Below are 26,538 nucleotides of genomic sequence, written 5' to 3' on the forward strand. Positions count from 1 at the left end.
GTTCAGCTGCGGCGCGCCGCCCGGTACCGGCGGATCAGCGCGTTCGTGGACGAGTCGTGCGACAGCTCGCTGTCGGTGCTGAGCTCGGGCACGATCCGCTGCGCCAGCGCCTTGCCCAGCTCGACGCCCCACTGGTCGAACGAGTTGATCTGCCAGATCGCACCCTGCACGAACACCTTGTGCTCGTAGAGCGCGACGAGCGCGCCGAGCGTGCGGGGGGTGAGCTTCTCGACGACGAACGTCGTCGACGGGTGGTTGCCGGGGAACGTGCGGTGCGGCACCAGCTCGGGCGCGACGCCCTCGGCGGCGACCTGCTCGGCGGTCTTGCCGAACGCCAGCGCCTCGGCCTGGGCCAGCACGTTCGCGGTCAGCAGGTCGTGCTGGTCGCCGACCTCGTCGGCCGGGTGCAGGAACGCGATGAAGTCGGCCGGGATCAGCGTCGTGCCCTGGTGGATGAGCTGGTAGTAGGCGTGCTGACCGTTGGTGCCCGGCGTGCCCCAGACGATCGGCCCGGTCTGGTAGCCGACCGGTGTGCCGTCGCGGCGCACCCGCTTGCCGTTGGACTCCATGTCCAGCTGCTGCAGGTAGTCGGTGAACCGGCTCAGGTAGTGCGCGTAGGGCAGCACGGCGTGGCTCTGCGCGTCGAAGAACTCGCGGTACCAGACGCCGAGCACGCCCATGATCACCGGCAGGTTCTGCTCGAGCGGGGCCGAGGCGAAGTGCTCGTCGACCGCGCGCATGCCCTCGAGCAGCTCCCGGAAGCCCGACGGTCCGATCGCGACCATCAGCGACAGGCCGATCGCGGAGTCGAACGAGTAGCGGCCGCCGACCCAGTCCCAGAACCCGAACGTGTTGGCCGGGTCGATGCCGAACTTCTCGACCTCGCCGAGGTTCGTGGACACCGCGACGAAGTGCTTCGCGACGTCGGCCTTCTCGCCCAGCTGGTCCACCAGCCAGTCCCGGGCGGCCCGCGCGTTGGTCATGGTCTCGAGCGTCGTGAACGTCTTGGAGGCGACGATGAACAGCGTCTGCTCGGCGTCCAGGCCCTTGAGGTTGGACGCCAGGTCGTCACCGTCGACGTTCGACACGAACCGGCACGCGATCTCCGGGTCGGCGTAGGGCTCCAGGGCCTGGTAGGCCATCCGCGGGCCGAGGTCGGAGCCGCCGATGCCGATGTTGACGACGGTGCGGATGCGCCGCCCGGTCGACCCGGTCCACTCGCCACCGCGGACGCGGTCGGAGAACGCGGCCATCCGGTCGAGCACCTCGTGCACGAGCGGGACGACGTCCTCGCCGTCGACCACGATCGACGCGTCCCGCGGGGCGCGCAGAGCCGTGTGCAGCACGGCCCGGTCCTCGGTCGTGTTGATCTTCTCGCCGCGCAGCATCGCGTCCCGATGGCCCTCGACGTCGGCCGCGCGGGCCAGCGCGAACAGGGCCTCCAGCGCGGCCGCGTCGACGCGGTGCTTCGAGTAGTCGGCCACCAGGCCGGCCGCCTCGACGGTCAGCCGGCCGGCGCGGTCGGCGTCGGCCGCGAACAGGTCACGCAAGTGGGTGTCGCGCAGCCGGGCGGCGTGCTCGGCCGCCGCGGCCCACTCGGGTGTCGCATCGATTTCGACCGTCTTCGGGGACATGCGTGGTCCTCCCACAGCTCAGCGCTCAGTCACCGTCGAACGTAGTCTGCCCGCACGGACGCGTCATGAACGCCTCACCGTGCGGGCGCGCGCTGCTCGAACGAGACCGATGGCTGGCTCAGCGCCTGCTGCGCCAGGGCGGCGTGGATGAGCTCCGGGGCGTCGGGCCGCCCGTGCAGCCAGCCCTGGTTCTCGTCGCAGCCGTGATGGCGGAGCACGTCGGCCTGGTACTGCTGCTCGACGCCTTCGGCAACCGTGGTCAGCCCGAGAGCGTGGGCCAGCCCGGTGATCGCGGCGATCAGCGGTGCGCCGTTGTCCTGCGGCTGGATCGTCGAGACGAACGAGCGGTCGATCTTGAGGATGTCGGCCGGGAGATGGTGAAGGCGGCTGAGCGACGAGTACCCGGTGCCGAAGTCGTCGATCGCGATCCGGACGCCGTCCGCGCGCAGCCGGCGCAGTGCGTCCAGGGCCACCGGAGAGTCGGCCTCCATCGTGCTCTCGGTGACCTCCAGCACCAGCCGCTGCGCCGGGAGGCCGGTGCGGATCAGCACGTCGACGACCTGCTGGTAGTAGTCCGGCTGGTGCAGTTCGCGGCCGGAGACGTTGACCGTGACCTTCGCCGGGACCGCGCGCGGCCAGGCCGCGGCCTCCCGGCACGCGGTCTCGAGCACCCAGTGGTCGAGTTTGCTGATGAACCCGCTGCTCTCCGCGATCGGGATGAACTCGGCCGGGGAGACCGGCCCCTTGCCGGGCCGGTTCCACCGCAGCAGGGCTTCGGCGCCGGTCACCAGGCCGGTCGCGCCGCTGACGATCGGCTGGTAGGCGACCGAGAACTCGTTGTTGGTGAGCGCCGAGCTGAGCAGCATCCAGCTCTCGCCGCCGGCGTCGTTGCTGCTGAACGTCCGGCCGCCGCCGCTGCTCTTGGCCTCGTAGAGCGCGATCTCGGCCCGGCTGGCCAGCAGCGACGCGGTGTCGCCGGTCTGCCACACCGCGACGCCGGCGGAGAACTCCGGGTGGACGGCGCGGAACGCGTCGAGCTGAGCGCTGAGCTTGCCCGACGTCGCGCCGGGCCAGACGATCGCGAACTCGTCGGCGCCGTGCCGGGCCATCACCACGTCCTCGCCGGCCTGCGCGACCCAGTCCCGGGCGAAGGTCTGCAGGCGCTTGTCGCCCTCGGCCCGGCCCTGCTGCTCGTTCGTCGCGGTGAAGCCGTCCAGGTCGAGGATCGCCACGCTCAGCTGACCGCTGCCGCGTTCGGCGTCGGTGAGGGTGGTCTGCAGGAGGCGGTCGAACCCGCGACGGTTCGGCAGGCCGGTGAGCCCGTCGACGTCGGCGTCGGCGGCCGCGCGGATCAGGGCCACGGTGATGCCGGCCACCAGCACGCTCAACCCGACGAGCGCGACGACGCCGACCCAGGGGACGGCGTCCCAGAGGAGTTTGGCGACGACGATCGCGGTGAGCGCGTGGGCCGTGGTCAGGGCCGCGGCCGCCCACTCGAAGAAGAACGACGTGTACATCACGACGATCACGAACAGCGACGCGATCGCGATCGTCTCGGGCCGGCCGCGCAGCAGCCAGACCTCGAGGGTGAGGACCGCGGCCGAGACGTGGCTGATCGCGTAGAAGGTCCACTGCGGCAGCCGGCGACCGGCCAGCGCCAGCCCGACACCGGCCAGGAGCGCCGCCACCGACAGACCGAGCACCCACGCGGTCCCGGACCGGTCCGCGCCGCCCCAGTCGTGGCGGGCGGCCCAGTGGCTCACCAGCCCGATGACCCCGCCGGTGACGTAGCAGGCTCCGGCGGTGCGGGCCATCGCGGGGCCGGTCGCGATGACCGACGGCCGGATGCGCCGCCGTCCGCGCTGATTGGCCGTCGTCATTCGTTCGCTCCTCCCTGGTTCACGGGTGTGCCACCTTCTCCGCCCGTCGCGGTGGACCGGTCGCGTCGACCGGAGGCGGAGAGCCCGCGGTCGTGGTGACCCGGTTGCGCCCGGACGTCTTGGACGCGTAGAGCAGCTCGTCCGCGAGAGCCAGGAGGTCGTCGACGGTCGTGGTGTCCTCCGGCATCGTGGCGACGCCGATCGAGACCGTCACCGTCGCCGACGTGGCCGGCCCCACCGGGATCGGCACGTCGGCGATCGTCCGGCGGACGCGTTCGGCGACCTCCCGGGCGATCGGCGGGGTCGTGTTCGAGAGGAGGACGACGAACTCCTCGCCCCCGTAGCGGGCCAGCAGATCTCCGCCGCGCGTCGCGACGTACAGGCGCCGCGCGACCTCGCGCAGGACCCGGTCGCCGCCGTGGTGGCCGTGGGTGTCGTTCACCGACTTGAAGTGGTCGACGTCGATCAGCAGGACGCCCAGCCCGGCGCCGCGCAGCGCCCGCTCGCCCTCCATGACCAGGCTGTGCTGGAAGTAGCGCCGGGTGTGCAGCCCGGTCAGCCCGTCGGTGATCGCGACCTCCCGCTGGGCCGCGACCAGACCGCCCATCCGGGCCAGCACGAGCAGGAAGAGCAGCGCGCAGGCGGTACAGACGAGCGGGATGTGCTGCGGCGCGCCCCGGAGGTACTGCACGAGCAGCGTCGCCGGGGCGAGCAGCGACGCGACCGCGAGCAGGGCCAGCCGGTACCGTCCCGCCTCCGCGACGACGGCCGGCGACGGTTCCTCCACCAGCCGGACGCTCGGATGCAACACCGAGGCCCCCAGCAGGATCGAGGCGACCAGCCAGGCCGTCTCCGGCCAGTAGCCGCCGAGCAGCTCCTCCCCGGCCAGGGACTCGACGCTCTGCAGGGTGTCGGCGGCCGTGAACGCGATCAGGGAGCCCGCCAGCAGCCACAGCGACGGCGGGTGCACTCCCTTGCCGAGGACCAGGCGCGCGCCGATCGAGAGCAACAGCAGATCGCCGAACGGGAACGCGACGAGCGCGGCCCGGTCGACGACGCTGAGCGTGCTGTCCCCGGTCAGCGGGTAGATCAGGTAGACCCACGAGAGCAGGGCCGCCGAGACCGTGACGATGCCGGCGTCGAGGGCGGCCGCCCGGTCCATCGACGGGGTCCGGCGGCGGATCAGGAGCACCAGGCCGAGGGCCAGCAGCGGGTACTGCACGGCGAAGATCAGCGCGAGCGCGCCGAGGAACGCGGGTTTGGCGTCGCCGAACAGCGGCGGCAGGTACGTCGGCAGGCACCCCAGGAAGATCATGAACTGGCTGGCCGCGATCAGGGCCCAGGCCACTCGGGCCCCGGGGCGGTTCAGCCGGATGCCGAAGACGGCCGCGACGGCCCCGGCCAGCGTCAGCGCGATGTTGAGCTCGTCGTGCGGGAGCGTGGGGCCGCCGGAGAGCGGGTAGAGCCGGTACCCGGCCACGCCCGCCGCCCCGCCGGCCAGGAAGGCGAGCCAGACGTTCTCCCGCCGGATCCTCATCGGTGCGCCGCCGTCGTGGTCGTCTCGTCGACGGCCGGAGCGGAGCCCGTGGGCGCGGCCCGGTTGACGGTCGAGGTGACCCGGTCGCGCCCGGTCTCCTTGGACGCGTAGAGCAGCTGGTCGGCCAGGAGCACGAGGTCGTCGACGTTCGTGGCGTCCTCCGGCATCGTGGCGACGCCGATCGAGACCGTGATCGTCGTCGACGTCGTCGGGTTCACCGGCATCGGCGTCTCGCTGATCGCGAGGCGGACCCGTTCGGCGATCTCCCGGGCGATCGGCGGGACCGTGTTCGGCACCAGGACCGCGAACTCCTCGCCGCCGTAGCGGGCGACCAGGTCCCCGCCGCGCATCACGACGCGCAGCCGGGTCGCCACCTCGCAGAGCACTCGATCGCCGCCGTGGTGCCCGTAGGTGTCGTTTATCGCCTTGAAGTGGTCGATGTCGAGGAGGAGGACGGCGAGCCCGGCGCCGCGCAGGGCGCGCTCGCCCTCGACCGTGAGGCTGTGCTCGAAGTAGCGCCGGGTGTGCAACCCGGTCAGGCTGTCGGTGATCGCGACCTCGCGCTGGGTGGCGACCAGCCGCGCCATCCGCCCCAGCACGAGCAGGAACAGCAGTGCGCAGGTGGCGCACACCAGCGGGACGTGCAGCGACGCCCCGCGCAGGTACTGGACCAGCAGCGTCACCGGGGCGAGCAGCGACGCGACCGCGAGCAGGACCAGGCGGCGGGTGCCGGCGTCCGGGTCGGCGGTGGGGGAGACCTCCTCCACCGCACGCACGCTCGGGTGCAGCCCGGCCACTCCGAGCGCGACCGCGGCCAGCACCCAGAGCGTCTCCGGCCAGGTGCCGCCGATCAGCAGCATCCCGTTCAGCGCTTCGACGCTCTGCCCGGTGTCGCCGAGCGTGAGCAGCACCAGGTAGCCGGCGAGCAGCCAGAGCGCCGGGGGGCGCAGCCCGGCGCCGAGCATGAGCCGCGCGCCGACCGCGAGCAGCAGCAGGTCCCCGAGCGGGAACGCGGCGATCGCGACCTCGTCGAGCCGTGTGAGCGCCGGGTCTGCGGTGAGCGGGGAGATCAGGTAGATCCACGACAGCAGCGACGCCGACACCGTGAGGATCGCGGCGTCGATCAGGCTGGCGACGTCCCAGGACGGGGCACGCCGCCGGATCAGGAGCAGCAGACCGACCCCGGTCAACGGGTACTGGGCCACGTAGATGATGGTCAGGAGGCTGGGGAAGTCGGGCTTGTCGAAGCCCAGCAGTGGCCCCAGGTAGACCGGGACGCTGCCGGCGAACAGGGCCAGCTGCCCGGCGGCGAGCAGGCCCCAGGCGCCGATCGCCCGCGGCCGATGGATCCACATCCCGGCGCCGACCGCGACCGCTCCGGCCAGCACGAGCGTGAGGTACACCAGGCTGGTCGCGCCACCGACGGGAACCAGCCGGAACGTCACCACGCCGATCAGCCCGGCGGCCAGAAAGGCCAGCCAGGCCGGTGGACCCTTCCGCACCGTGGTGGCCATCCAACCTCCGTGCTCCAGGCGGATCCCTTCCAGCGTCCCCGGATACGGGAGTTGTACGGGTGCAGCACGGTTGCAGAACAGTTGCGGCCTTTATAGCTATTTGAGTAGTGGGCCGGTTTCCTCGGTCAGCGCGAGGAGCAGGTCGCGGGTCTCCGCCAGCTCGCGCGGTTCCAGGCGCCCCTCGAACAGCGACGCGGTCGCGGTGCCGTCGGCCGCGCGAGTGATCAGCGCACTGCGTTGCGGGTGCAGTCCGTCCTGCGCGAACGCCTCCTTCCAGTGCCGCCCGTCCTCCTGTGCCCGGGCCAGCACCTGGGGGAGATGGCCGAGCGCGGCCATCAGCGTCGCGTCGTGCCGGAGGGTGTCCGCGCCGTTCGGGTGCCCCAGGTTGGCGAAGACCGCGCGGACGTAGGCGCGGGTCAGGCGCCCCGGGCGGTCGTCGGCCGGGTCGAGGTGCGCTTCCACGGTGGCGTCGAACTGGGTCATCAGGTCGTCGACCAGGCCGCTGAACAGCGCGTCCTTGGAGGGGAAGTGGTGCAGGAGCCCGCCTTTGGAGACGCCGGCCTCGCGGGCGACGACCTCCAGGCTGACGGTGGCGCCGTGGGCGAGGACGGCGCGGGCGGCGGCGTCGAGCAGGATCCGCCGGGTGCGGGGGGCGTCTCGGGTCTGCGCCATCGGGCTCCTCGGGGTCGGGGGTGTGACGAGAATATCGATGTACTAACCGACCGTCTGGACGGTACGTTGATGTCCATGACAACGATGGTGACACCGCGGGCGGCCGGACGCCGGGAGTGGGCCGCGCTGGCCGTGGTGACGCTCGCGGTCGTCGTGCTCGCGATCGACGCCACCGTGCTGTCGCTGGCTGTGCCCGCGCTCACCGCGGACCTCGCGCCGTCCGCGACCGCACTGCTGTGGATCGGCGACGCGTACTCGTTCGCGCTGGCCGGGCTCCTGGTGACGATGGGAACGCTGGCCGACCGGATCGGCCGCAAGCGGCTGCTGCTGATCGGCGCGACCGGGTTCGCGCTCGCATCGCTGCTCGCCGCGTTCGCGCCCGCCGCCGGGTGGCTGATCGCCGGCCGCGCGCTGCTCGGCGTCGCCGGGGCCACGCTCATGCCCTCGACGTTGTCGATCATCCGTACGCTCTTCGCCGACGCCCGGCAGCGCACCACCGCGATCGCGGTGTGGTCGGCGGCGGCCGGTGGAGGTGCGGCGCTCGGCCCCGTCGTCGGCGGCGTGCTGCTCGACCACTTCTGGTGGGGCTCGGTGTTCCTGATCAACGTGCCGGTGATGGTGCTGCTGATCGGGTTCGGCGCGGTGCTGCTGCCGGAGTCGCGGGACCCGTCGCCGGGCCCGTTCGACCTCGGCGGCGCGCTGATGTCGCTGGTCGCGATCGTGGCGCTCGTCTACGCGGTGAAGCACACGGTGTCCGACGGGCTCTCCGCGGTCGCGCTGATCTCGGCCGGCGTCGGGCTCGCGGTCGGGTACGCGTTCGTGCGGCGCCAGCGGCGGTCGGCGTCACCGTTGATCGACGTGCGGCTGTTCGCGCGGCCCGCGTTCGCCGGTGCGGTCGGAGCGAGCCTGCTCGCGGTGTTCGCGTTCAGCGGGCTGCTGTTCTTCTTCTCGCAGTACCTGCAGCTGGTGCGGGGCTACAGCCCGTCGGCGGCGGGGGTGCGTGAACTGCCGGCGACGGTCGCGTCGATCGCGGTCGTGGCGGTGGCGGGGTGGCTGGTCGTGCGGTGCGGGCGCGGCCGGGTGATCGGGGGCGGGCTGCTGCTCGCCGGGGCCGGGTTCGTCGGCCTCGCGCTGGCCGAGGGAGCCTCGCGTTACCTGTGGCTCGGGCTCGCGCTGGTGCTGGTGGGGCTCGGCGTCGGGCTCGCGTTCACGCTGACCACCGACGCGGTGCTCTCGGCGGTGCCGGCCGACCGGGCCGGGTCGGCGTCGGCGGTGGCCGAGACCGCGTACGAGCTGGGGGTCGCGCTCGGGATCGCGGTCCTCGGCAGCGCGCAGACCGTGCTGTACCGCAACGCGTTACCGGCCGACGCGGGCGCGGCGGCGCGGGACTCGCTGGCGGCGGCGGCCGCGGCGGGCGAACCGCTGGCCGGGGCCCGGGAGGCGTTCGTCGCGGCCATGCAGACCACCTCGGTGATCGCGGCCGTCCTGCTGGCGGTAGCGGCCGCGATCGCCTGGCGCGTGATCCCGTCCGAACGCTAGGCCCGGCGACACGGCCCTCGCGGGCCGGGAGGCCGCGCGGGTCAGGCGGCCGCGGTGGCCAGCTCGCGTCGTGAGTCGGAGGCGGCGGTACGGGCGGCCGGTTCGAGCGGGAGCGGTGCGGGGCCGGTGGGCGCGGCCTCGATCGCGAGCATCGCCCGGGGTGCGGCCGGCGCGACGGCCGGGCTCACCGGCGCGACCGCGGCCCGGCGGCGGACGACCAGGCGGTAACCGAGGACGGCGATCCCGGGCAGGGCCGCCACCAGCGCGAACAGCCCGTACACGACCGCGATCGTGAGCCCGGCCTGGGCCCCGAGCCCGGCCAGCCCGAACGCCCACGCGCAGAAGCCCTCACGGGGCCCCCAGCCGCCGACGCTCAGCGGCACCGCCATGACCAGCAGCGCCAGCACCATCAGCGGCAGCAGCTGCCCGATCGGCGCGGTGGCCCCGGCCGCGCGCGCCGCCAGCACGAACGTCGCCAGGTGCGAGACCACGACCACGGCCGACGAGATCCCGACCCAGATCCAGTTGCGCTTCGCGAGCAGCCCGCACCGCACGTCCCGGCCGACCGCGGCGGCCCGGCGCCGCAGCCCCGGGCGGGACGCGACGACGGCGGTGAGCACGACGACGGCGACGAGGACACCCACGAGCAGCGACCGCGGCACCCGGACCCAGACGTAGTGCAGCAGCCACGGGTGCGCGAGCAGCACGGCCCCGCCGATGACGAACATCGCGACCTGGCCGGCGAACCGCTCCAGCACGACCGCGCGCACCCCGCGCCCCACGTCGCCGGTGTCGCGTCCGTTGCGCACCGCGCGGTGGACGTCGCCGAGCAGCCCGCCGGGGAGCGTCGCGTTCAGGAACAGCGACTGGTAGTAGTCGGCGACCGCGCTGTGCAGCGGCATCCGGATCCCCAGGCCGCGGGCGGCCAGCACCCAGCGCCAGGCGCTGGCCACGGTCGCGAGTAACCCGATGCCGAACGCGGCGAGCAGCGACCAGACGTTGATGACACGCAACCCGTCCAGGAACGCGTTCGAGCCGAGGCGCCAGAGCAGGATGCCGATGATGGCGACCCCACCGAGCGTCCGGACCCAGGCCCAGATGCGTTGCTTCATTCCGCTGCCCCAAGCATTGTCGTCGCCCCGTGCGGCAGGGCGAGCAGATCGGTGTGGTGGATGGTCACCCGGAGGTCGCCCGTGGCGAGGGCGTCGAGCCTCCTGGTCAGGTAGTCCTCGGCATCGTGGCCGCGCAGGGCGGCGGCGGCCGGAACCCAGCCGCGGAGCCATTCCGCGGTCAGGTCGGCGTGCGCCGCCCCGAGCCGCCACACGCTCGACCGCTGCTCGACCACCCAGCCGCGCCGGGTGAATGCGTCCGCAGCGGCGCCGCCCGCGTCGGGACCGAGCAGTTCCCGGCCCTCGACGTGGTGACGCAGGTGGTCGGCGAACCCGGCGGCGAGTTCCTCGTCGAGCGGATCGGCGGGGGAGAAGTCGACGGCGCCGGTGACCGAGAGCGTGATCAGCGCCGGGCACCCGGCCTCGACGCAGGTGGCCGCCAGTCGGTCGATCTCGTCGACGCTGAGCAGGTCCAGCAGCGCCGACGCGGTGATCAGCGACGTCGAGCGAAGGTCACCGGGCGAGAGCTCGGTGAGATCGGCGTGCCGGGTCATCACGGTCACGCGGGAGGCGTCGGCCGCGGCCTCGGCGGCGTTGGCGGACGCGAACGCGAGCAGGTCGGCGTCGTGGTCCTGCAGTATCCAGCGCTGCGGGCCGTCGAGCTGCGGCGCGAGCCAGCGCTGCATCGAGCCGGTGCCGCAGCCGAGGTCCCGGATCAGGAGCGAGCCGCGGGTCGCGAGCGTCTCGGCCAGGTGACGGCGCAGCGGGACGAGCAGGTCGCGCGAGCGGGCCTCGGCGTCGGCCGGTTCACGCAGCTCCAGCCACGTCGGCGCATAGCGCGGTGCGTCCGTCAGTGTCACCCGTTCTCCGCTCATGTTCACTTACCTACTTCCACGTACGGCTCGGAGACGGTACCGGTTCGAACCACACGCGTCACAGCCGTATGCCTGCGGTACAGGAAAAGGATGTCCCGGCCGAACGAGAACGTCAGTACGGCGAGCGACACACTGGCGATCGTCGTCATGACGGAGTCGGGTACCACTCCGGCCGCCGCGACGATCAGCACGATGCCCTGCACCGCGGCGATGACGCTGCGCGACTGCCGGCGGGGCAGGTCACCGCGCAGCCAGGGGAAGGCCAGGCCGGCCGCCAGGTACAGGTAGCGGTAGGCGCCGATCGCGACGACGATCCAGAGGCCGAGCGCGTGGGCGACGTAGACGCTGAGCACCAGCGCGAGGATCGAGTCGACCTCACCGTCGAACCGGCCGCCCAGCTTCGTGGTGGTGCCGGTGCGGCGGGCCACCTGCCCGTCGATGCCGTCCATCAGCCAGGCGACGACGGCGAGCGTGACCAGGACGACCACCGGCGCGTCCCGGGTGGCCACCGAGTCCGCGACCAGCGCGGTCACGCCGCCGACGAGCGTGCACCGGGTGAGCGTCACCGCGTTGGCGGGCCCCAGCGACGCCGCCCCCGAACGGAGCAGCGCGCTGGTGAGCAGAGCCCAGGTGGTCACCGCGAACGTGATGCCGGCCAGCCATCCGGGGGTGCCGAGCCCTACCCCCGCGGCGAGACCACCGAGCACGGCGGTCTGCAGGAGCACTCCCGCGGTGGCACCGCAGAGGGGACTCGCTGCGCTGACTCGAACATCTAACGTCACTGATCCACCCGTTCCGGTCCGGTCACGACCCCGCGTCGCGCGCCAGATAGCACGGGCGGTTGCCACAGAAGGTTCAGTCAAACAAGCGACACGACGTGCCGGAGCCCGCGAGGGCCCGTCGCCGCGGGCCGGGGAAGCAGAAACGCGTGCATTCCGACGGCGATCGCGCCCGAGTCGGTGAGCGGGTTGTCACCGACGAACAGGGTGCGTGCCGGGTCGACCTCGAGCGCGTCGCAGGCGGCCAGGAACACCGGGGTCGCGGGCTTGCACATGCCGTGCTGGAACGACATGACGACGGTGTCCACATAGGCCATGATGCCGAGCCGTTCCATCGCGGGACGGATGTCGAAACCGGTGTCGCTCACGATGCCGATCTTCGTCCCGCGGTCGCGGAGCGCGCGCAGCGTCGGCACGGTGTCGGGGAACGCCTCCCAGGACTCGGCGGCCACCGTGCGGGCGTACAGCTTCTCCGAGAGGCCCTCGGCGAGCTGCTCGGCGCCCGCCGACCGGTACAGCGCGGTCCACACGTCGTGGTGCTTGTCCTCGGACAGGTCGCGGCCCTTGGCCATCTCCTCGGCCGTGCTGCTGCGGTCCAGGACGCGCTTCCAGACGTCGGCCACCTCGCCGGGGTCCAGCGGGGCCATCCCGAGGTCGGCCGCCGCGCGGTGCAGCAGGGTCTCGCCGCTGCCGGCCAGGCGGATCAGGGTGTCGCCGGCGTCGAACAGGACTGCGTCGAACTCGCTCACGTCCGCGTCTCCTCCACTACGGCCCGAATTTCCGTGAATAGCACGCGTGCCGTGTCGTCCCAGTTCGGAAAGGACTCCGAACGGGCCTTCGCGGCCGCGGCCATGGTGTGGCGTCGCTCGTCGTCCTCGGCGAGCGTGCGCAGGGCCGCGGCGAGCGCGGCGACGTCGCCGGGCGGCACCGCGAAGCCCTCGCGGCCGTGGCGGGCCAGGTGGGGAAGGTTCCCGGCGTCCCAGCCGACGACCGGCAGGCCCTCCGTCATCGCCTCGCCGTAGACCGTCCCGTACGGCTCGCGGACGCTGGCCAGCGCGAACACGTCCGCGGCGCGGTAGAGGCCGACGACCTCGGCCGGGGTGACGAGGCCGTGGATCGTCACCCGGCCGGCGAGGTCGTCGCGGTCGAGGCGCCGGCGCACGCGCGCGGCGTAGCCGGGGTCGATGTCGGGGTCGCCGACCAGGTGCAGGGTCACCGCGTCGGCCGGGAGGGTCGCGACGGCCTCGAGCAGGTCGAGCAGGCCCTTGCGTTCGACCCAGTTGCCGACCGAGAGCACCGCGGTGCGCCGACCCTGCCGCAGGTCGGCGGCGGGAGCGACGGCGTCGTCGGCCGGGTTGCGCCCGGGTGCCACGACCGTCAGCAGGTCGGCGGGGAGGCCCGACGCGCGGAGGGTGTCGGCCAGGTCCTCGCTGGCGATCAGCAGCTTCGACGCGAAGCGGTACGCCCGCTGGTCGAGCAAGGCCTGGACCGTCCGCCGTACGCCCGTGTGGTCGATGCCCCCGGGCGGCTGGTGCAGCATCCCGACGATCGGCGGTAGCCCACGCGCCCGCCACCGCCACCGCCCGCGACCTCCCGCGCCTCGAGCCGCGCCCGGAGTCGCGCCTTGAGCCGCGCCTTGAGCCGCGCCCGGGCCCGCGGTCGCCGGGCCCGCGGTCGCCGAGGCCCCGGCGGTCGGGGACGAGGCGGCGCGGCGGAGCCACGGGCCCAGGTAGGCGGCGGCGATGCTGTCGAGCAGGATCGCGTCGGGGGCGCGGGCCGCGAGGTCGGCGAGCAGGCCGCGGCCGGCGGCGACGGAGGCCGCGAACGAGCGCTCCGGCACCGACACGAACTCCAGGAGCGCGTCGTGGGCGGCGGCGCGATCGGCGACGCGCCGGTGGTAGAGGTACCCACCGGTCATCGTCGCCGGATCACCCAGCGTCAACAGCGCGACCCGCAGCGGACCGGCGTCGGGCGCGCTCAGGCGAGCACGCCCGAGTAGCCGCCGAACTCGGTCGCGTTCTCGTAGACGCGCACCGACAGCGTCGCGCCGGGCGTGCCGATCGCCGCGCCGATCCGGCCGTGCACCCAGTGCGCGAAGTCCTCGACGGTGACCGCTTCCTTGCCGATCTCCGGCGCGACGATCTCGTCCAGGTCGTTGTCCTGGAGCTGTTTCGTGAGGTCCTCGAGTGCGCCGACGAGCACGTCGAGATCGACGACCATGCCCTTCTCGTCGAGCTGCTCCCGGGAGACGACGAGCGCTAACCGGTAGTCGTGCGAGTGCTTCTCGCCCTCCGGGGGCGGCATGTCGGGCATGGTATGGAATGCGCGAACTCCGCGCTCGGTGCCTGCTTCGTACATGGCTTAACTCCTATCGGATGTAACGCAGAGCGGTGTGCAGGATGCCCGGATCGCCACGGTCGATCGCGGCGAACGCGTCGGCCGCGTCGGTGAACGCGAACTCGGTCGTGGCCAGCGACTTCAGCGGTAGCTCGGAGAGCAGGCCACGGGCGGTGACGCGCCGCCGGGCGTTCGTCCACCGCCCCTGGGCCGCGAACGGGATCGTCGACACCTGGCTGCTGCGGATCGTGAGCCGTCGCCGGTGGAAGTGCTCGCCGAGCGGCAGCGGTACCGGCTTGGTGCCGTACCACGATCCCACCAGCGCCGTGCCCTCGTGCGCGAGCAGCGCCAGCCCGTCGGCCAGCGCACGCGGCGCGCCCGACGTCTCGATCAGCAGCGGCACCTCGCCGGGAGCCTCGTCCGGGCCGACCGCGTGGAGGCCGAGTTCGTGGGCCCTTTCCCGGCGCGTGGCCTCGGGTTCCACCGCGACGACCGAGGCGCCGGCTCGGTGCAGCAGCAACGACGTCAGCAGCCCGATCGCGCCCAGCCCGGTCACCACCACGGTGTCCTCGAGCACCGGACCGGCGTCGAGGGTGAGCTGCAGTGCGGTCTCCACCAGCGGGAACAGCGTCCCGATCCGCGGGTCGAGGTCATCGGGCAGCACCACGACGTCGTCCTCGCCGGCGACGAACCGGTCCTGGTGGGGGTGGAACGCGAACACGGTCCGGCCGGTGAGCGACCCGCTCTCGACGACGCCGACGCAGCTGTACCCGTACTGGAACGGGTAGTCGAAGCCACCGTCGGCGAGCGCGGAGAGCGTCGTGTCCCGCTCGGTGGAGGGGTTCAGCTCACCGCGGTAGGCGAGCAGCTCGGTGCCCGCGCTGATGCCGGACCAGACCGTGCGGACCAGCAGGTCGCCGGGGCCGGGCTCCGGGTCGTCGACGGCGCGGATCTCGATCGCGCGTGGGGCGGTGAACCAGAGGGCGTGCGTGGTCATCGATCTCCGGGAGGGGTAGGAGTTGCTCGCATCAGTGTGCAACGGCGCTGGTGACGGCGCAGGTTCAGCTTTCCAGAGTGAGCTTCACCAAACGCAGGTCCCCGGTGTCGGCCTGGAAATACGTCACGTACTGCACCAAATCGTCGCGTTCGGCGTACTCGGGGTGACCGAAACCGGCGTAGTTGACGTCCGCACCCCGCGTCGTGAAGAGCGGGAAGTCCGGCGACCACGGCCCGGACGGCGACGCGCCGACCTGTGCCCGCATGACGTTGTCGCCGTACGGCAGGTACACGTTGAGCCACCCGTTCAGGCCGCGGACCGGGAAGACCGTGTTCCCCGCGGCGCCGGCCTCGACGGTGTCCACCGCCGCTCCGGTCTCGGCCGACCAGCGCTCCTGCCCGTCCGCCTCGCGTCCGGAGTAGAACCGCCACCGTGACCGGTCGCCGATCCGGTCCAGCGGCACCCGGGCCAGGTGGCAGCGTTCGGAGCACGCGCCGTAGACGTACGCGTCCCCGCCGATCGTCAGCGCCGCGGTGTTGTACGCGTCGGACGGTGGGAAGAACATGGTCGGGTCGGGGCCCTCGACGCTCAGCACCGGGTTCGACCGGGACGCGTCGAGCCGGGTCACCCGGCGGGTACGCATGTCCAGGGCCGCGATCCCGGTCCCCAGTGGCCGGCCGTACGTCCCGGAGCACGGGGTGCCCTCGCCGCCATCGCGGCAGAGCTTCACGTAGAAGATCAGTACCCGGCCGCGACGCGGGTCGGCGATCACCGGGCCGGGCCAGAACGCGAACTTCGCGCCGCAGTAGAGGTCGGCCGCCGGGCTGCAGTCGCCGCCGTGCGCCAGTTCGAACGCCGACTCCGACGGCGTGTGCGTGATCACGGGTGTCGGCACCGAGCCGCTCAGGTCGACGCCGTCGGCGGCGCGCCGGTCGGTCGTCGACGCCGCGCTGTTGGACAGGAACCCCTCCGGGTCGCGGAGCACGGTGTCCCCGAAGACCCACACCGAGCGGTCGCCGTAGGCGGTGCTCTGCCCGTTGTCCCGGGCGGTGACACGCCCGTCCTGGTCGATCGGCCCGAGTTCGACCGCGCGCACGGCCGGGACCGCGGGGAGGTTCCCGGACGGTGGTGACCGCTCCGGCCGCCGCAGCACGACTCCCACGACGATCAACGAGGCCCCGAGCGCCACCGCCACCGCTGCGGCCACCACTCGACGATCGGCGGCGCGCATGGCGTCCAAATTAGTGGTTCTTGGCGACCACTGTTCGCAGCAGGATCAACCCGAGCACCGAGCAGCAGGCAGCGGCCGCGAACGCGGCGCGGTAGCCGCCGAGCGCGGCGGCCTGGCCGACGACGAGGCCACCGAGCCCGGTCGCCACGTCGAAGAACATCGTGAACGTGGAGACGGCCGCGGGGCGCTCGGCCTCGCTCACCCGGCTGATCGTCAGCGCCATCAGCCCGGGGTACTGGAACGCGATGCCGGCGCCGAACGGCAGGATGCCGACGTAGATCCAGAGCGGCGACGGCGCGGCCGCGATGATCACCAGCCCGATGACCACGCCGGTGGTGGCCAGCGTGCCGGCCCGGACCGCGCCGATCCGGTCGGGGAGACCACCGGCGAAGATCCGCGCGGCCAGCACGACACCCGAGTACGCCAGGAACATCAACGCCGGGTTGGAGCCGCGCAGCTCGTCGACGTAGAGCGGGACGTAGGCGTTGAACGCGACCACGCCGATGATCCCCAGCGCCAGCACCGCTCCCGGCCAGAGCGCCGCGGAGTGGAAGCGCGGCACCTTCTCACCCGGGTCGCGGTGGTTCGTGACCAGCAGCATCGGCAGCGTTCCGGCGAGCTGGAGGACGCCGGCGAGCAGGAACGTCGGCCCGAAGCCGAACGTCTCGTAGACCGGCTGGCCGATCACCGGCCCCAGCCCGATGCCCAGGTAGGGCGCGACCGAGAAGTAGCTCGACGCGCGGGAGCGCTGCTCGGCCGGCGCGGTCGCCATCACCCGGGCGATGCACGCGACGAACATCACCGCCAGCGCGGCCCCGGTGAGCAGGCGGAGCGCGAGGAGCACCGCGAAGCTGTCGGCGAACGCGTGGCCCGCGGTGGCCACCGCTCCGGCCACGCCACCGAGCAGGACGAGCCGCTGGAAACCCCAGTTCTGGATGGCCGGGGCGGTGAACGGCCGGATCATCACCGCCGAGACCGCCATCGAGCCGACGACGACGCCGATGGCCAGGTCACCACCGCCGAGATCCCGGACGAAGTACGGGAGCACCGGCAGCGTCATGCCGAGCGCGAGGAACACGCCCAACGCCGCGACCAGCAGCAGGCTGAACTCCTTGGTGATCAGCCGGGCTTCGGGCCGATCACGCAAGGTGGCCATGCCGCCCTCTCCGCCGCCGGAACTTGGTCGCACGAAACAACCGCTACCGAAAGTCCTAACCGGGGAGAGGGCCGAACCGGGGCCTCTGTGGCCTATTTCACCGCAGAACCGACGTCGTCCACGTCGTCGGGTCGGAGAGCGTACCGACCGGTTGCACGCTCGCGGCCAGCCGGCGGCACTCGGCCTTGGTGGCCACGGTGCTCGCCTCGGTGTCGTCGGGGCCACCGCACTGCAGCGACACCTCGGTGCCGGGCGCCAGGTCGAAGATGATCGCCGACAGACCGGGGTAGAGGTCCTCGCGGATCTTCCGCGTCCCCAGCGTGACGTTGGGCTTCGGCAGGTTCGCGGCCTTGCGGGCTTCGCCGACGCCGATCAGCGCCGAGGGACGCTTCCACCCCGCGGACGCGAACTCCATGGTCACGCCCCCGGTGCCGCCGGCGGTACGCACGATCGGGATCTTCGGGTCGCTGAACCGCAGTGGCATGGAGAACGGCTTCGGCCGGTCGAGACGGACCGACCGCGCGATCCTGGTGGCCACCTCCATCGGATCGGTGACGTTGGCGACCTCCACCTGCGCCGTTCCGCCCTTCCCGTACTCCCAGCGCAGGATCCCCGCGTTCTTCAGCGCCCGCGTGGGGGCCTTGGTGTTCGTCGGCGACGGGCTGCTGCCCGGCGAGGCGACGACCTGCGGATCGGTGTAGATCGGCACCGGAACCTGGTGCCAGGTGCTGGGCCGGCCGTTGATGTCCGGGCCGTCGATCGGCCGGCCGAACAACTCGACGGCCGGGAATCCACCGGTGCGCGGGATGGCGTACACCGTCACCCCGGCTGCCTTCGGACCGGAGTAGGTGCGGAACTCGGCGGTGACCGCGGCGTTCCACAGGCCGGAGGTGAACCCGTCCGGTACCCAGCCCACCTCGAGCCGCGGGTTGAGCGGATCGAACGTGCTCGGGGCCGAGACGAACGGCGCCGGCTGGGCGTGGTCCTCCGGCTTGAACGCGGTCACCACGCCGAGCGTGACGACCAGGACGACGGCCGCCGCGGCGGCGATGACGAGCCACTGGGTACGGCGGCGCCGCAGCTGGGCGGTGGCGATCGCCCGGTCGACGTCGACGGTCGTGGGCGGAGCCGGGTCGTTCGCCATCCGGATGAGCAGATCTCGGGTTCGCAGTTCGTTCATCGTGGGACTCCTCGATGGTGCTGAGCAGGCTCCTCGTCGGGCAGGGCGCGGCGGAGGGCGGCCAGAGCACGTGAGGTCTGGCTCTTCACGGTCCCGGCGGAGCAGTTCAAGGCGTCCGCGGTCTGGTCGACCGAGAGGTCGGAGTAGAAGCGCAGGACGATCACCGCGCGTTGACGCGGGGGCAGTGCGGCCAGCGCGGCGCGGACGGCGACGGCGGCGGCCGGATCGGGGTCCGAGACCGCGGTGGTGTCCTGCCCGGCGTCGACGAGCACGACCCGGCGGGCCCAGCTCGTTCGTCGCTCGGAGAGGAAGACCCGGACGAGCACGGTGCGCGCGTACGCGTCGCGGTCGGTGGCCGCGGCGACCCGCTCCCAGCGCAGGTACAGCTTGACCATGGTGTTCTGGACCAGGTCGTCGGCGCTGTGCCAGTCCTGGCAGAGCAGATACGCCAGCCGCCGGAACATGTGTTGTCGGTCCGTGACGTACTCGCGGTACGCCTGGTCCGGTTGGTCGGTCACCCGTCGCCCTTCGTCGTCGGAAGAAGCCTTCCCTCTGACAGAGGGGGACGGGTGTGCTTTCGGTTGTCGCCGTTTTCAGCGAGCCGGTTCCCGCGCCGGATGCAGCGCGCGGGCGAGCGCCAGCGCGGCCAGGGCGGTGAGCGCGCCGCCGACCACGTCGAGCACCCAGTGGTGGCCGGTGACCAGCACGTCGACGCCGGTGATCACCGCGTGCAGCCAGGCCAGCGCCCGGAGCCAGACGTTCGCGGTGAGCGCTCCGACCGCGAGCGCGGCCCAGACGGCCCAGCCCACGTGCATGCTCGGGAACGCCGCGTAGGGGTTCTCCAGCCCGGAGATGATCGGAGCGTCGGCGAACCCTTCGACCAGCCGGGGCGGCGCGGTGGGCCAGAGCCACGAGACGGTCACGCCGAGCAGGCTCGCGGTGACGAACGCGGTGCGGTAGCGCGGGTACGCGGCCGGGCGGAACAGCACGAGCAGACCGAAGAGGACGATCGGGACCGCGAAGTGCGCGGTGACGTAGTAGGCGTCGGCGATCAGAACGCGGGTGGGGCCACCGCTCCACCAGGTGGCCAGGTCGGCCTCGACGTCGAGGCCGAGCGCGCTCTCGACCGCGACGAGCGTGCCCGCGTGCGCGGTGGCGGCGTCCGCCCGGTCCGCCGCGCCGACCGCCACCGCGAGATACGCGCCGACACCGACCAGGATGATCGCGATCTCGGTCGCCACCACCCGCAGCCAGACCCGCGGCGGCGCGGAGATCGCCGTCGATACCGTCGATGCCGCGGTCGTACTCAGAATCGCCACCTGCGCCCTCCCCGGTCAGAGGTGGCGTGATCCCCCGCAAATCGACGCAGTACACCTGCTGCGTGCGAGATCACGCCGGGATGCGGGCAGGTCCGGGCAGGTATTTCGGGCCTACGGCAGGTTTTTCGGGCCTACGGCAGGTTTTTCGGGCCTACGGCGGGTTTCCGGGCCTTCCGGCGGCCGGGGTAGGGCCGGGCACCCGTCGTAGGCCCGGGACGACGTCGGTCAGGCGGGGGCGGGGATCTGCGTCGGGGAGGGGTGCGCGGTGCGGCCGAGGTCCGCGGTGGGCACGTGCGCGGTCTCCCGGGCGGTGGCGGTCGCCACGGCGGAGATCACGCAGAGCACGGCCAGCATCACGGCCACCGGGAGCCAGCCGCTGCGCCCGTCACCGGACACGGCCGCCCCGATCGTCGGGGCGAACCCGCCGATCGCGAACCCGATCTGCGTCCCGATCGCCATCCCCGACAACCGCACCCTGGTCGTGAACATCTCCCCGTAGAACGCGGGCCAGGTCGAGTTCGGCGCGCTGTAGACGACCCCCGACAGCAGGATGCCGATCGCGAAGATCAGCACCCAGTTGCCGTGGCCGATCGCCGACAGGTACGCGAACATCAGCGCCGCCGAGCCAAGCGTGCCCCCGATCATCACCGGCTTGCGCCCGATCCGGTCGGCCAGCGACGCCCACAGCGGGATCGCCCCCAGCGCGACCACGTTGGCCAGCACCCCCACCCAGAGCAGCGTCGAGCGTTCGAGCCCGGCCGTGTCGGTACCGAACGACAGCGCGTACACCCCGAAGATCGTGCTCACCGACGCGACCATCGCCACCAGGATCACCCGCAGCACCGACGCCCAGTGGTCCCGGAACAGGATCGCCAGCGGCATCTTCGCGCTGTCCTCCTGCACGAACGCCGGCGTCTCCTCCATCCGGCGCCGGATCAGGTACCCGACCAGCATCACCAGCACGCTCAGCAGGAACGGGATCCGCCAGCCCCAGCTGAGCAGCGCCGACTCCGGCAACGCGGCGACCGGCAGGAACGCCGCGGTCGCGAGGATCTGCCCCATCTGGGTGCCGTTGAGCGTGAAGCTGGTGAAGAACCCGCGGCGGCCCTCCGGCGCGTGTTCCAGCGTCATCGAGTTCGCGCTGGCCTGCTCGCCGGCCGCGGAGAAGCCCTGCGCGAGCCGCAGCACCACGAGCAGCGTCGGGGCGAGGACCCCCACCTGCGCGTACGTCGGCAGGCAGCCGACCAGGAACGTCGAGACGCCCATCAGCATCAGCGTGAACACCAGCACCCGCTTGCGTCCGAACTTGTCGCCGATGTGCCCGAGGATGAACGCGCCGATCGGCCGCGCGGCGTAGCCGACTCCGAACGTGGCCAGGGCGAGCAGCGTGCCGGTCGCGGGGTCGGAGTCGGGGAAGAACACCTTGTTGAAGACGAGGGCGGCGGCGGTGCCGTAGATGAAGAAGTCGTAGTACTCGAGCGCGCTGCCGATCCAGGCCGCTAACGCTGCTTTGCGCGGTTGCGCGATGGGGGTTTCGGACACGAGGGGCTCCCTGGTGGTGTGCGTCGGTGCAGACACAGCGAGGGGTCGCGCTAATGAACCGTACGGTTAGGTACCAGAGAGTGAGTTAGCCCCGGGTCGACTGTCAAGGGGTGGGTGCGATCTCCGGGGCCGACACCCCGGCGCGGGTCAGGCGCGGCCGACGTGGGCGGTCAGGTACTCGAGGAGGAGCTCGCCGATCATCCGGCGGTGCTGCGCGCTGCGCTCGGCGTCGAGCATGTCGCGGCCGAAGATCGCCTCGAACGTGTAGCGGTTCGCGGTGCGGAACACGCAGAACGCGCTGATGACCATGTGGACGTCGAGCGCGTCGACGTCGTCGCGGAACAGCCCGGCGGCCCGGCCCCGCTCGAGGATGCCGCTGAGCACGTCGACCGCGGGTGCCGCGAGCGTCGGCAGGATCGGCGAGGTGCGCAGGTGCTCGGCGTGGTGGATGTTCTCGATGCTCACCAGCCGGATGAACGCCGGGTGGGACTGGTGGTGGTCGAACGTCAGCTCGGCCAGTGCCCGCAGGGCCCGCGCCGGATCGAGGTGATCGACGTCCAGCTCCTGCTCGAGCCGCCGGATCCCGGCGTACGCCCGTTCCAGCACCGCGAGGTAGAGCTCCTGCTTGGAGCCGAAGTAGTAGTAGATCATCCGCTTGGTGGTGCGTGTCTTCGCCGCGATCTCGTCCACCCGGCCGCCGGCGTACCCGCGGCTGGCGAACTCCTCGGTCGCGGCGTCCAGGATCTCGGCGCGCGTCCGCTCGGCGTCGCGCTGACGCTCCGGCGTCACGTCGTCGGCGGGGGCAGCGGTCACGATCCGACCTTAAGCCCTTCGGTCACGGGTACCTCTTCCCCTGGGTGGCATCCTGGGCTACAACTAACTATCGAGTACATTAAGTCGGAGGAGAGCCGTGTCCCTCTCGTCGCTCGCCTCGCGGGGCACCGACCACGTGCTCGTCGGCCTGATCGGTGCCGGAATCGGCCCGTCCCTGTCGCCGGCGCTGCACGAGCGGGAAGCCGCGCACCTCGGGATCGACTACTCCTACCGGCGGCTCGACCTGGACGAACTGCACCGCGACCCGGACGCGGTCGGCGACCTGGTTGACGAGGCACGGCGGGCCGGCTACCGCGGGCTGAACATCACCCATCCCTGCAAGCAACTGGTGATCCCGCACCTGGACGAGCTGTCCCGGGCGGCGGGGGAGATCGGGGCGGTGAACACGGTCGTGTTCGCACCGGACGGCCGCACGACCGGGCACAACACGGACTGGTCGGGGTTCCGCAACGGGATGGTCGCCGGCCTGCCGGGCGTCGATCGAGGAGCAGTGGTGCTGCTGGGCGCCGGTGGCGCCGGGGCGGCCGCCGCCTACGCGCTGCTCGCGCTCGGTGCGGGGACCGTCCACGTGGTGGACGTGGACAAGGCCCGCGCCGAGGCCCTCGGCGGCCGATTCACCCCGTCCGCGCGCGCCGCGGATCCCGCCGGACCGTCGGCGCGCGCTGCGTCGTCGTGTCCGCCCGTCGCCGACCCGGCGTCGGACGGGGTGGGGGAGAGCGGGGCGGGGCGGGTGACCGGGCACAGGGTGGCGGAGCTGGCGGAACTGCTGGCGGTCGCCGACGGGCTGGTGCACGCCACGCCGGTGGGGATGGCCGAACATCCGGGGTTACCGCTGGACCCGGGGCTGCTGCGGCCCGGGCTGTGGGTCGCCGAGATCGTCTACCGGCCGCTCGAGACCGAGTTGCTGCGTGCCGCACGGTCCGCGGGCTGCCGGACGCTCGACGGCGGCGCGATGGCCGTCCACCAGGCCGCGGCGGCGATGCGGCTGTTCACCGGCGTCGAGCCCGACGCCGGCCGGATGACCGGTCACCTGCACGAACTGATCCGCGCGGAGACCGGGCAGTGACGCGCGGAGACCGGGCGATGACGCAGGGAGGCCCGGCAATGAGGACAGCGATCGCCACCGTCTGCCTTTCCGGGACGCTCGAGGACAAGCTCGTCGCGGCGGCCGACGCCGGTTTCGACGGGGTCGAGATCTTCGAGCCGGACCTGGTCGCGTCCCCGACCAGCCCGGGCGAGGTGCGGGTGCTCTGCCGCGACCTCGGGCTCTCGATCGACCTGTACCAGCCGTTCCGTGACCTCGACTCGGTGGATCCCGGGCGGTTCGCGGCTAGCCTGCGCCGGGCCGAGCGCAAGTTCGACGTGATGGCGGAGCTGGGCGTCGACCGGGTGCTCGTGTGTTCGTCGGTGGGCCCGGACGCGGTGACCGACGACGGGTTGCTCGCCGCGCAGCTGACCGAGCTGGCGTCGCGCGCGGCCGCGCGGGGGTTGCGGATCGCCTACGAGGCGCTGGCCTGGGGTTCGCACGTGAACACGTACGAGCATTCCTGGGACGTGGTCGCGCGGGCCGACCACCCGGCGCTGGGCGTCTGCCTGGACAGTTTCCACATCCTGTCCCGGGGGTCCGACCCGGCGCCGATCGCCGGGATCCCCGGGGAGAAGATCTTCTTCCTGCAGCTCGCGGACGCGCCGCACCTGTCGATGGACGTCCTGCAGTGGAGCCGGCACCACCGGCTGTTCCCCGGGCAGGGCGCGTTCGATCTGCCGGCGTTCCTGCGGCCGGTGCTGGCCGCGGGGTACACGGGGCCGTTGTCGCTCGAGGTGTTCAACGACGTGTTCCGGCAGGCCGACCCGGGTCCGACGGCGGTGGACGCCCGCCGCTCGCTCCTGGCCCTCGCGGAGGCCACGGCTCTCGCCGGAGCCGGCGCCCGGGCGTCGGCGGTGGTCGCCGATCCGGTCGCGGCGCCCGCCCCGGTGCTGGGCGGGCACGCGTTCGTGGAGCTGCTCGCCGAGCCGGCCGAGGCGGTCCGGCTCGGTGGGGTGCTCGCGTCGCTCGGGTTCGTGCGTACCGGGCGCCACCGGAGCAAGCCCGTCGAGCGGTGGGAGCAGGGGCGCGCGCGGGTGCTGGTCAACGCGGCCGGCACCGGGGGCGCGGCGCTCGGTGCGCTCGCGGTCGAGTCCGCCGACCCGCCCGCCGCCGCGCTGCGGGCCCAGCGGCTGCTCGCGCCGCTGCTGCCCCGGGAGCGGGGACCGGCCGAGGCCGACCTGGCCGCGGTGGCCGCCCCCGACGGCACCCCGTTGTTCTTCGCGCGCACCGGGGATTTCGCGGGTGGCTGGAGCAGCGACTTCGTGCCCGACCCGGACGGCAGGCCCGCGCCGGCCGGCTCCGGGGTCACCCGGATCGACCACGTCGGCCTCTCCGAACCCTTCGACCACTTCGACGAGGCCGCGCTCTTCTACCGCTCGGTGCTGGGCCTCACCCCGGTCACGGCCGGCGAGTTCGCCGCGCCCTTCGGCCTCATCCGCGGGCGCGCGCTCACCGACGACGCGCGCAGCGTCCGCCTGGCCCTCACCGTGGCCCGGCTCCGGCGCGGCGACTGGGCGCCCGCGGTGGCCGACCCGCAGTACGTCGCGTTCGCCACCGACGACGTGGTGGCCGCAGCGCGCCGGGCCCGCGACGCCGGCGCGCCCCTCCTCGCCATTCCCGACAACTACTACGACGACCTCGCGGCCCGGTACGAGCTCGAACCGCGCGACCTCGCGACCTACCGAGAGCTGGGCATCCTCTACACCCGGGACGACGGCGCCTACCTCCAGGTCGGTACCCAGCTGCTCGGCGGCCGGCTGTTCCTGCTCCTGGTCCAGCGCCTCGACGGCTACGACGGCTACGGCTGGGCCGACGCCCCGGTCCGGATGGCCGCCCATCGCCGCAACCGCCTGGTCCGCGCGGCGACCTGAGGCCATGCTGGGCCGATGGCCACCCTCAAGACCACCCGCACCGACGCGAGCGTCGACGAGTTTCTCGCCGCGGTACCCGGCGAGGCCCGCCGGGCCGACGCGCACACGATCCGTGCCCTGATGGCCCGGGTGACCGGCGACCCGGGCGCGATGTGGGGCGCGAACATCGTCGGCTTCGGGGCGACCCCGCTGCGGTACGCGTCCGGCCGGACCGTCGACTGGTTCCGCATCGGCTTCTCGCCCCGGAAAGCCGCCACCACCCTCTACCTGGGCGACACCTTCCCGCGGAAGGACGAGCTGCTCGCCGCCCTCGGCCCGCACACCACCGGTGCGAGCTGCGTCTACGTCAAGCGCCTCGACGCGGTCGACCCGTCCGTCCTCGAAGCCCTCATCACCGCAGCCGCGGCCCCGTGACCCGGCGCCGGATGCCGTCCCTGACCGCCGAGGAGCTCGAGCGTCATCGCCGTGAGCTGCGCGTTCACTGCTACCGCCTGCTCGGGTCGTACACCGACGCCGAGGACCTCGTCCAGGAGACGTTCCTGCGCGCGTGGACGAAGCGCGACACGTTCGAGGGCCGCTCGACGCTGCGGGCGTGGCTGTACCGCATCGCCACGAACGCGTGTCTCGACTGGCTCGACGGGAAAGCCCGCCGGGTTCTCCCGCATCAGCTGACCGGGCCGTCCGACCCGAGCGTCGGCCTCGCGCCGCGCACCGACGTGCCCTGGCTCCAGCCGTTCCCCGACCACGAGCTGGCCGCGCCGGACGAGTCGGGCCCCGAGGCCGTGGCCGTCGGGCGCGAGACGATCGAGCTCGCGTTCCTGGCCGCGTTGCAGCTCCTGCCCGCCCGCCAGCGCGCCGCGCTGGTCCTGCGTGACGTGCACGGCTGGCCGGCGTCCGACGTCGCCGGTGCGCTCGGCCTGAGTGTTCCGGCCGTCAACAGCGCGCTGCAGCGCGCCCGCGCCACCCTCCGGGAGAGCCTTCCGGAGCGCCGGGCCGACTGGCGCGCCGCCACCGAGCCGACCGCCGAGGAAAAGCACCTGCTCCACCGCTATCTGGACGCGGTGCGACGCGGCGACGTCGACGCGGTGGCCGCGCTGCTGGCCGAGGACATCCGGACGACCATGCCGCCGTGGCCGATGTGGTTCCGCGGGCGGGAGCACGTCCGGCGGGCCCTGGCGTCGAGCTGGGATCCGGCGCTGGAGGGCTACGTCGGCGAGTTCGTGATGCGCCCGGTGGGCGCGAACCGTCAGCCGGCGGTGGCGTCCTGGACCCGGCGGCCCGGCGAGCCCGCGTTCCGGCCGTTCGCGATCTCGGTGATGGAAATCCGTGACGGGTTCTTCACCGGGATGACCGCGTTCCACGACCCGGCGCTGTTCCCGGCGTTCGGGTTGCCCGCCGAGATTCTTCCGGCCGACCGATGAGTTCTCCGCCGGGTTCCCGTCTCA

24 protein-coding genes are annotated in these 26,538 nt (G+C 72.8%); 5 read left to right on the forward strand and 19 right to left on the reverse strand.

The window, feature by feature from the left end; translation table 11 throughout:
- Nucleotides 1-2: 2 nt before the first annotated feature.
- From pgi to CRYAR_RS14320, 5 genes are all read right to left on the reverse strand, one after another.
- Nucleotides 3-1,634 (reverse strand): glucose-6-phosphate isomerase, encoded by a 1,632-nt coding sequence (gene pgi / locus CRYAR_RS14300; protein ID WP_035851228.1) that lies wholly within the window; start codon nt 1,632-1,634, stop codon nt 3-5.
- A 74-nt stretch (nt 1,635-1,708) separates the two neighbouring features.
- On the reverse strand, nt 1,709-3,514 hold the full coding sequence (locus CRYAR_RS14305) for a putative bifunctional diguanylate cyclase/phosphodiesterase (protein WP_051570188.1): 1,806 nt from the start codon (nt 3,512-3,514) through the stop codon (nt 1,709-1,711).
- A gap of 19 nt (nt 3,515-3,533) precedes the next feature.
- The gene (locus CRYAR_RS14310; protein WP_051570190.1) at nt 3,534-5,051 is read right to left on the reverse strand and encodes a GGDEF domain-containing protein; all 1,518 of its coding nucleotides are present in this window, start codon (nt 5,049-5,051) and stop codon (nt 3,534-3,536) included.
- Nucleotides 5,048-6,565: a GGDEF domain-containing protein gene (locus CRYAR_RS14315; protein WP_051570192.1), complete on the reverse strand. Its 1,518-nt coding sequence runs from the start codon at nt 6,563-6,565 to the stop codon at nt 5,048-5,050. The genes CRYAR_RS14310 and CRYAR_RS14315 overlap by 4 nt, the downstream gene beginning before the upstream one ends.
- Nucleotides 6,566-6,661: 96 nt before the next feature.
- The gene (locus tag CRYAR_RS14320; RefSeq protein ID WP_035851231.1) at nt 6,662-7,237 is read right to left on the reverse strand and encodes a TetR/AcrR family transcriptional regulator; all 576 of its coding nucleotides are present in this window, start codon (nt 7,235-7,237) and stop codon (nt 6,662-6,664) included.
- Nucleotides 7,238-7,312: 75 nt separating this feature from the next.
- Between CRYAR_RS14320 and CRYAR_RS14325 the strand changes: the two genes are divergently transcribed.
- Complete coding sequence (locus tag CRYAR_RS14325) at nt 7,313-8,776, forward strand: MFS transporter (RefSeq protein ID WP_245620454.1); 1,464 nt, start codon at nt 7,313-7,315, stop codon at nt 8,774-8,776.
- Nucleotides 8,777-8,817: 41 nt separating this feature from the next.
- On the opposite strand, the gene CRYAR_RS14330 is transcribed toward CRYAR_RS14325, so the two are convergent.
- From CRYAR_RS14330 to CRYAR_RS14395, 14 genes are all read right to left on the reverse strand, one after another.
- Complete coding sequence (locus tag CRYAR_RS14330; RefSeq protein ID WP_035851236.1) at nt 8,818-9,888, reverse strand: lysylphosphatidylglycerol synthase transmembrane domain-containing protein; 1,071 nt, start codon at nt 9,886-9,888, stop codon at nt 8,818-8,820.
- Nucleotides 9,885-10,745 carry a methyltransferase domain-containing protein gene (locus CRYAR_RS14335; RefSeq protein ID WP_211247445.1) on the reverse strand — a complete coding sequence of 287 codons (861 nt, stop codon included), beginning with the start codon at nt 10,743-10,745 and terminating at the stop codon, nt 9,885-9,887. Before CRYAR_RS14335 ends, CRYAR_RS14330 begins: the two co-directional genes overlap by 4 nt.
- 17 nt (nt 10,746-10,762) lie before the next feature.
- Nucleotides 10,763-11,485: a CDP-alcohol phosphatidyltransferase family protein gene (locus CRYAR_RS14340; RefSeq protein ID WP_157017654.1), complete on the reverse strand. Its 723-nt coding sequence runs from the start codon at nt 11,483-11,485 to the stop codon at nt 10,763-10,765.
- Nucleotides 11,486-11,619: 134 nt separating this feature from the next.
- Complete coding sequence (locus CRYAR_RS14345; protein WP_051570196.1) at nt 11,620-12,288, reverse strand: HAD family hydrolase; 669 nt, start codon at nt 12,286-12,288, stop codon at nt 11,620-11,622.
- Nucleotides 12,285-13,457: a glycosyltransferase gene (locus CRYAR_RS43040; RefSeq protein ID WP_211247446.1), complete on the reverse strand. Its 1,173-nt coding sequence runs from the start codon at nt 13,455-13,457 to the stop codon at nt 12,285-12,287. Before CRYAR_RS43040 ends, CRYAR_RS14345 begins: the two co-directional genes overlap by 4 nt.
- A gap of 59 nt (nt 13,458-13,516) precedes the next feature.
- Nucleotides 13,517-13,897 carry a 6-pyruvoyl trahydropterin synthase family protein gene (locus CRYAR_RS43045; protein WP_084700482.1) on the reverse strand — a complete coding sequence of 127 codons (381 nt, stop codon included), beginning with the start codon at nt 13,895-13,897 and terminating at the stop codon, nt 13,517-13,519.
- 10 nt (nt 13,898-13,907) lie between these two features.
- Nucleotides 13,908-14,873: a zinc-dependent alcohol dehydrogenase gene (locus tag CRYAR_RS14360; protein WP_051570202.1), complete on the reverse strand. Its 966-nt coding sequence runs from the start codon at nt 14,871-14,873 to the stop codon at nt 13,908-13,910.
- Between the two features lie 64 nt (nt 14,874-14,937).
- Nucleotides 14,938-16,104 (reverse strand): DUF4185 domain-containing protein, encoded by a 1,167-nt coding sequence (locus CRYAR_RS14365; RefSeq protein ID WP_157017656.1) that lies wholly within the window; start codon nt 16,102-16,104, stop codon nt 14,938-14,940.
- Between the two features lie 10 nt (nt 16,105-16,114).
- Nucleotides 16,115-17,260 (reverse strand): MFS transporter, encoded by a 1,146-nt coding sequence (locus CRYAR_RS14370; RefSeq protein ID WP_035851242.1) that lies wholly within the window; start codon nt 17,258-17,260, stop codon nt 16,115-16,117.
- Between the two features lie 97 nt (nt 17,261-17,357).
- Nucleotides 17,358-18,440 carry a hypothetical protein gene (locus CRYAR_RS14375; RefSeq protein WP_035851244.1) on the reverse strand — a complete coding sequence of 361 codons (1,083 nt, stop codon included), beginning with the start codon at nt 18,438-18,440 and terminating at the stop codon, nt 17,358-17,360.
- The gene (locus tag CRYAR_RS14380) at nt 18,437-18,958 is read right to left on the reverse strand and encodes a SigE family RNA polymerase sigma factor (RefSeq protein ID WP_035851246.1); all 522 of its coding nucleotides are present in this window, start codon (nt 18,956-18,958) and stop codon (nt 18,437-18,439) included. The genes CRYAR_RS14375 and CRYAR_RS14380 overlap by 4 nt, the downstream gene beginning before the upstream one ends.
- Before the next feature lie 75 nt (nt 18,959-19,033).
- The gene (locus CRYAR_RS14385) at nt 19,034-19,759 is read right to left on the reverse strand and encodes a phosphatase PAP2 family protein (RefSeq protein ID WP_035851248.1); all 726 of its coding nucleotides are present in this window, start codon (nt 19,757-19,759) and stop codon (nt 19,034-19,036) included.
- Between the two features lie 225 nt (nt 19,760-19,984).
- Entirely contained in the window at nt 19,985-21,301 is a 1,317-nt protein-coding gene (locus CRYAR_RS14390) for an MFS transporter (RefSeq protein ID WP_035851250.1), read from the reverse strand.
- A 147-nt stretch (nt 21,302-21,448) separates the two neighbouring features.
- Nucleotides 21,449-22,114 (reverse strand): TetR/AcrR family transcriptional regulator, encoded by a 666-nt coding sequence (locus tag CRYAR_RS14395; RefSeq protein WP_035851252.1) that lies wholly within the window; start codon nt 22,112-22,114, stop codon nt 21,449-21,451.
- Nucleotides 22,115-22,211: 97 nt separating this feature from the next.
- Here CRYAR_RS14395 and CRYAR_RS14400 point away from each other — a divergent pair, with 97 nt between their 5' ends.
- From CRYAR_RS14400 to CRYAR_RS14415, 4 genes are read left to right on the forward strand one after another with little or no spacing between them, the layout of a single operon-like run.
- The gene (locus CRYAR_RS14400) at nt 22,212-23,201 is read left to right on the forward strand and encodes a hypothetical protein (protein WP_245620455.1); all 990 of its coding nucleotides are present in this window, start codon (nt 22,212-22,214) and stop codon (nt 23,199-23,201) included.
- 38 nt (nt 23,202-23,239) lie between these two features.
- Nucleotides 23,240-25,093, forward strand: coding sequence for a sugar phosphate isomerase/epimerase and 4-hydroxyphenylpyruvate domain-containing protein (locus CRYAR_RS14405; RefSeq protein WP_035851254.1), 1,854 nt, complete (start codon nt 23,240-23,242; stop codon nt 25,091-25,093).
- A gap of 15 nt (nt 25,094-25,108) precedes the next feature.
- On the forward strand, nt 25,109-25,507 hold the full coding sequence (locus CRYAR_RS14410) for a DUF1801 domain-containing protein (RefSeq protein ID WP_035851255.1): 399 nt from the start codon (nt 25,109-25,111) through the stop codon (nt 25,505-25,507).
- An 11-nt stretch (nt 25,508-25,518) separates the two neighbouring features.
- Nucleotides 25,519-26,514, forward strand: coding sequence for an RNA polymerase subunit sigma-70 (locus CRYAR_RS14415; RefSeq protein ID WP_035862394.1), 996 nt, complete (start codon nt 25,519-25,521; stop codon nt 26,512-26,514).
- Nucleotides 26,515-26,538 lie beyond the last annotated feature (24 nt).

Source organism: Cryptosporangium arvum DSM 44712 (genome assembly GCF_000585375.1).
Lineage (GTDB): Bacteria > Actinomycetota > Actinomycetes > Mycobacteriales > Cryptosporangiaceae > Cryptosporangium > Cryptosporangium arvum.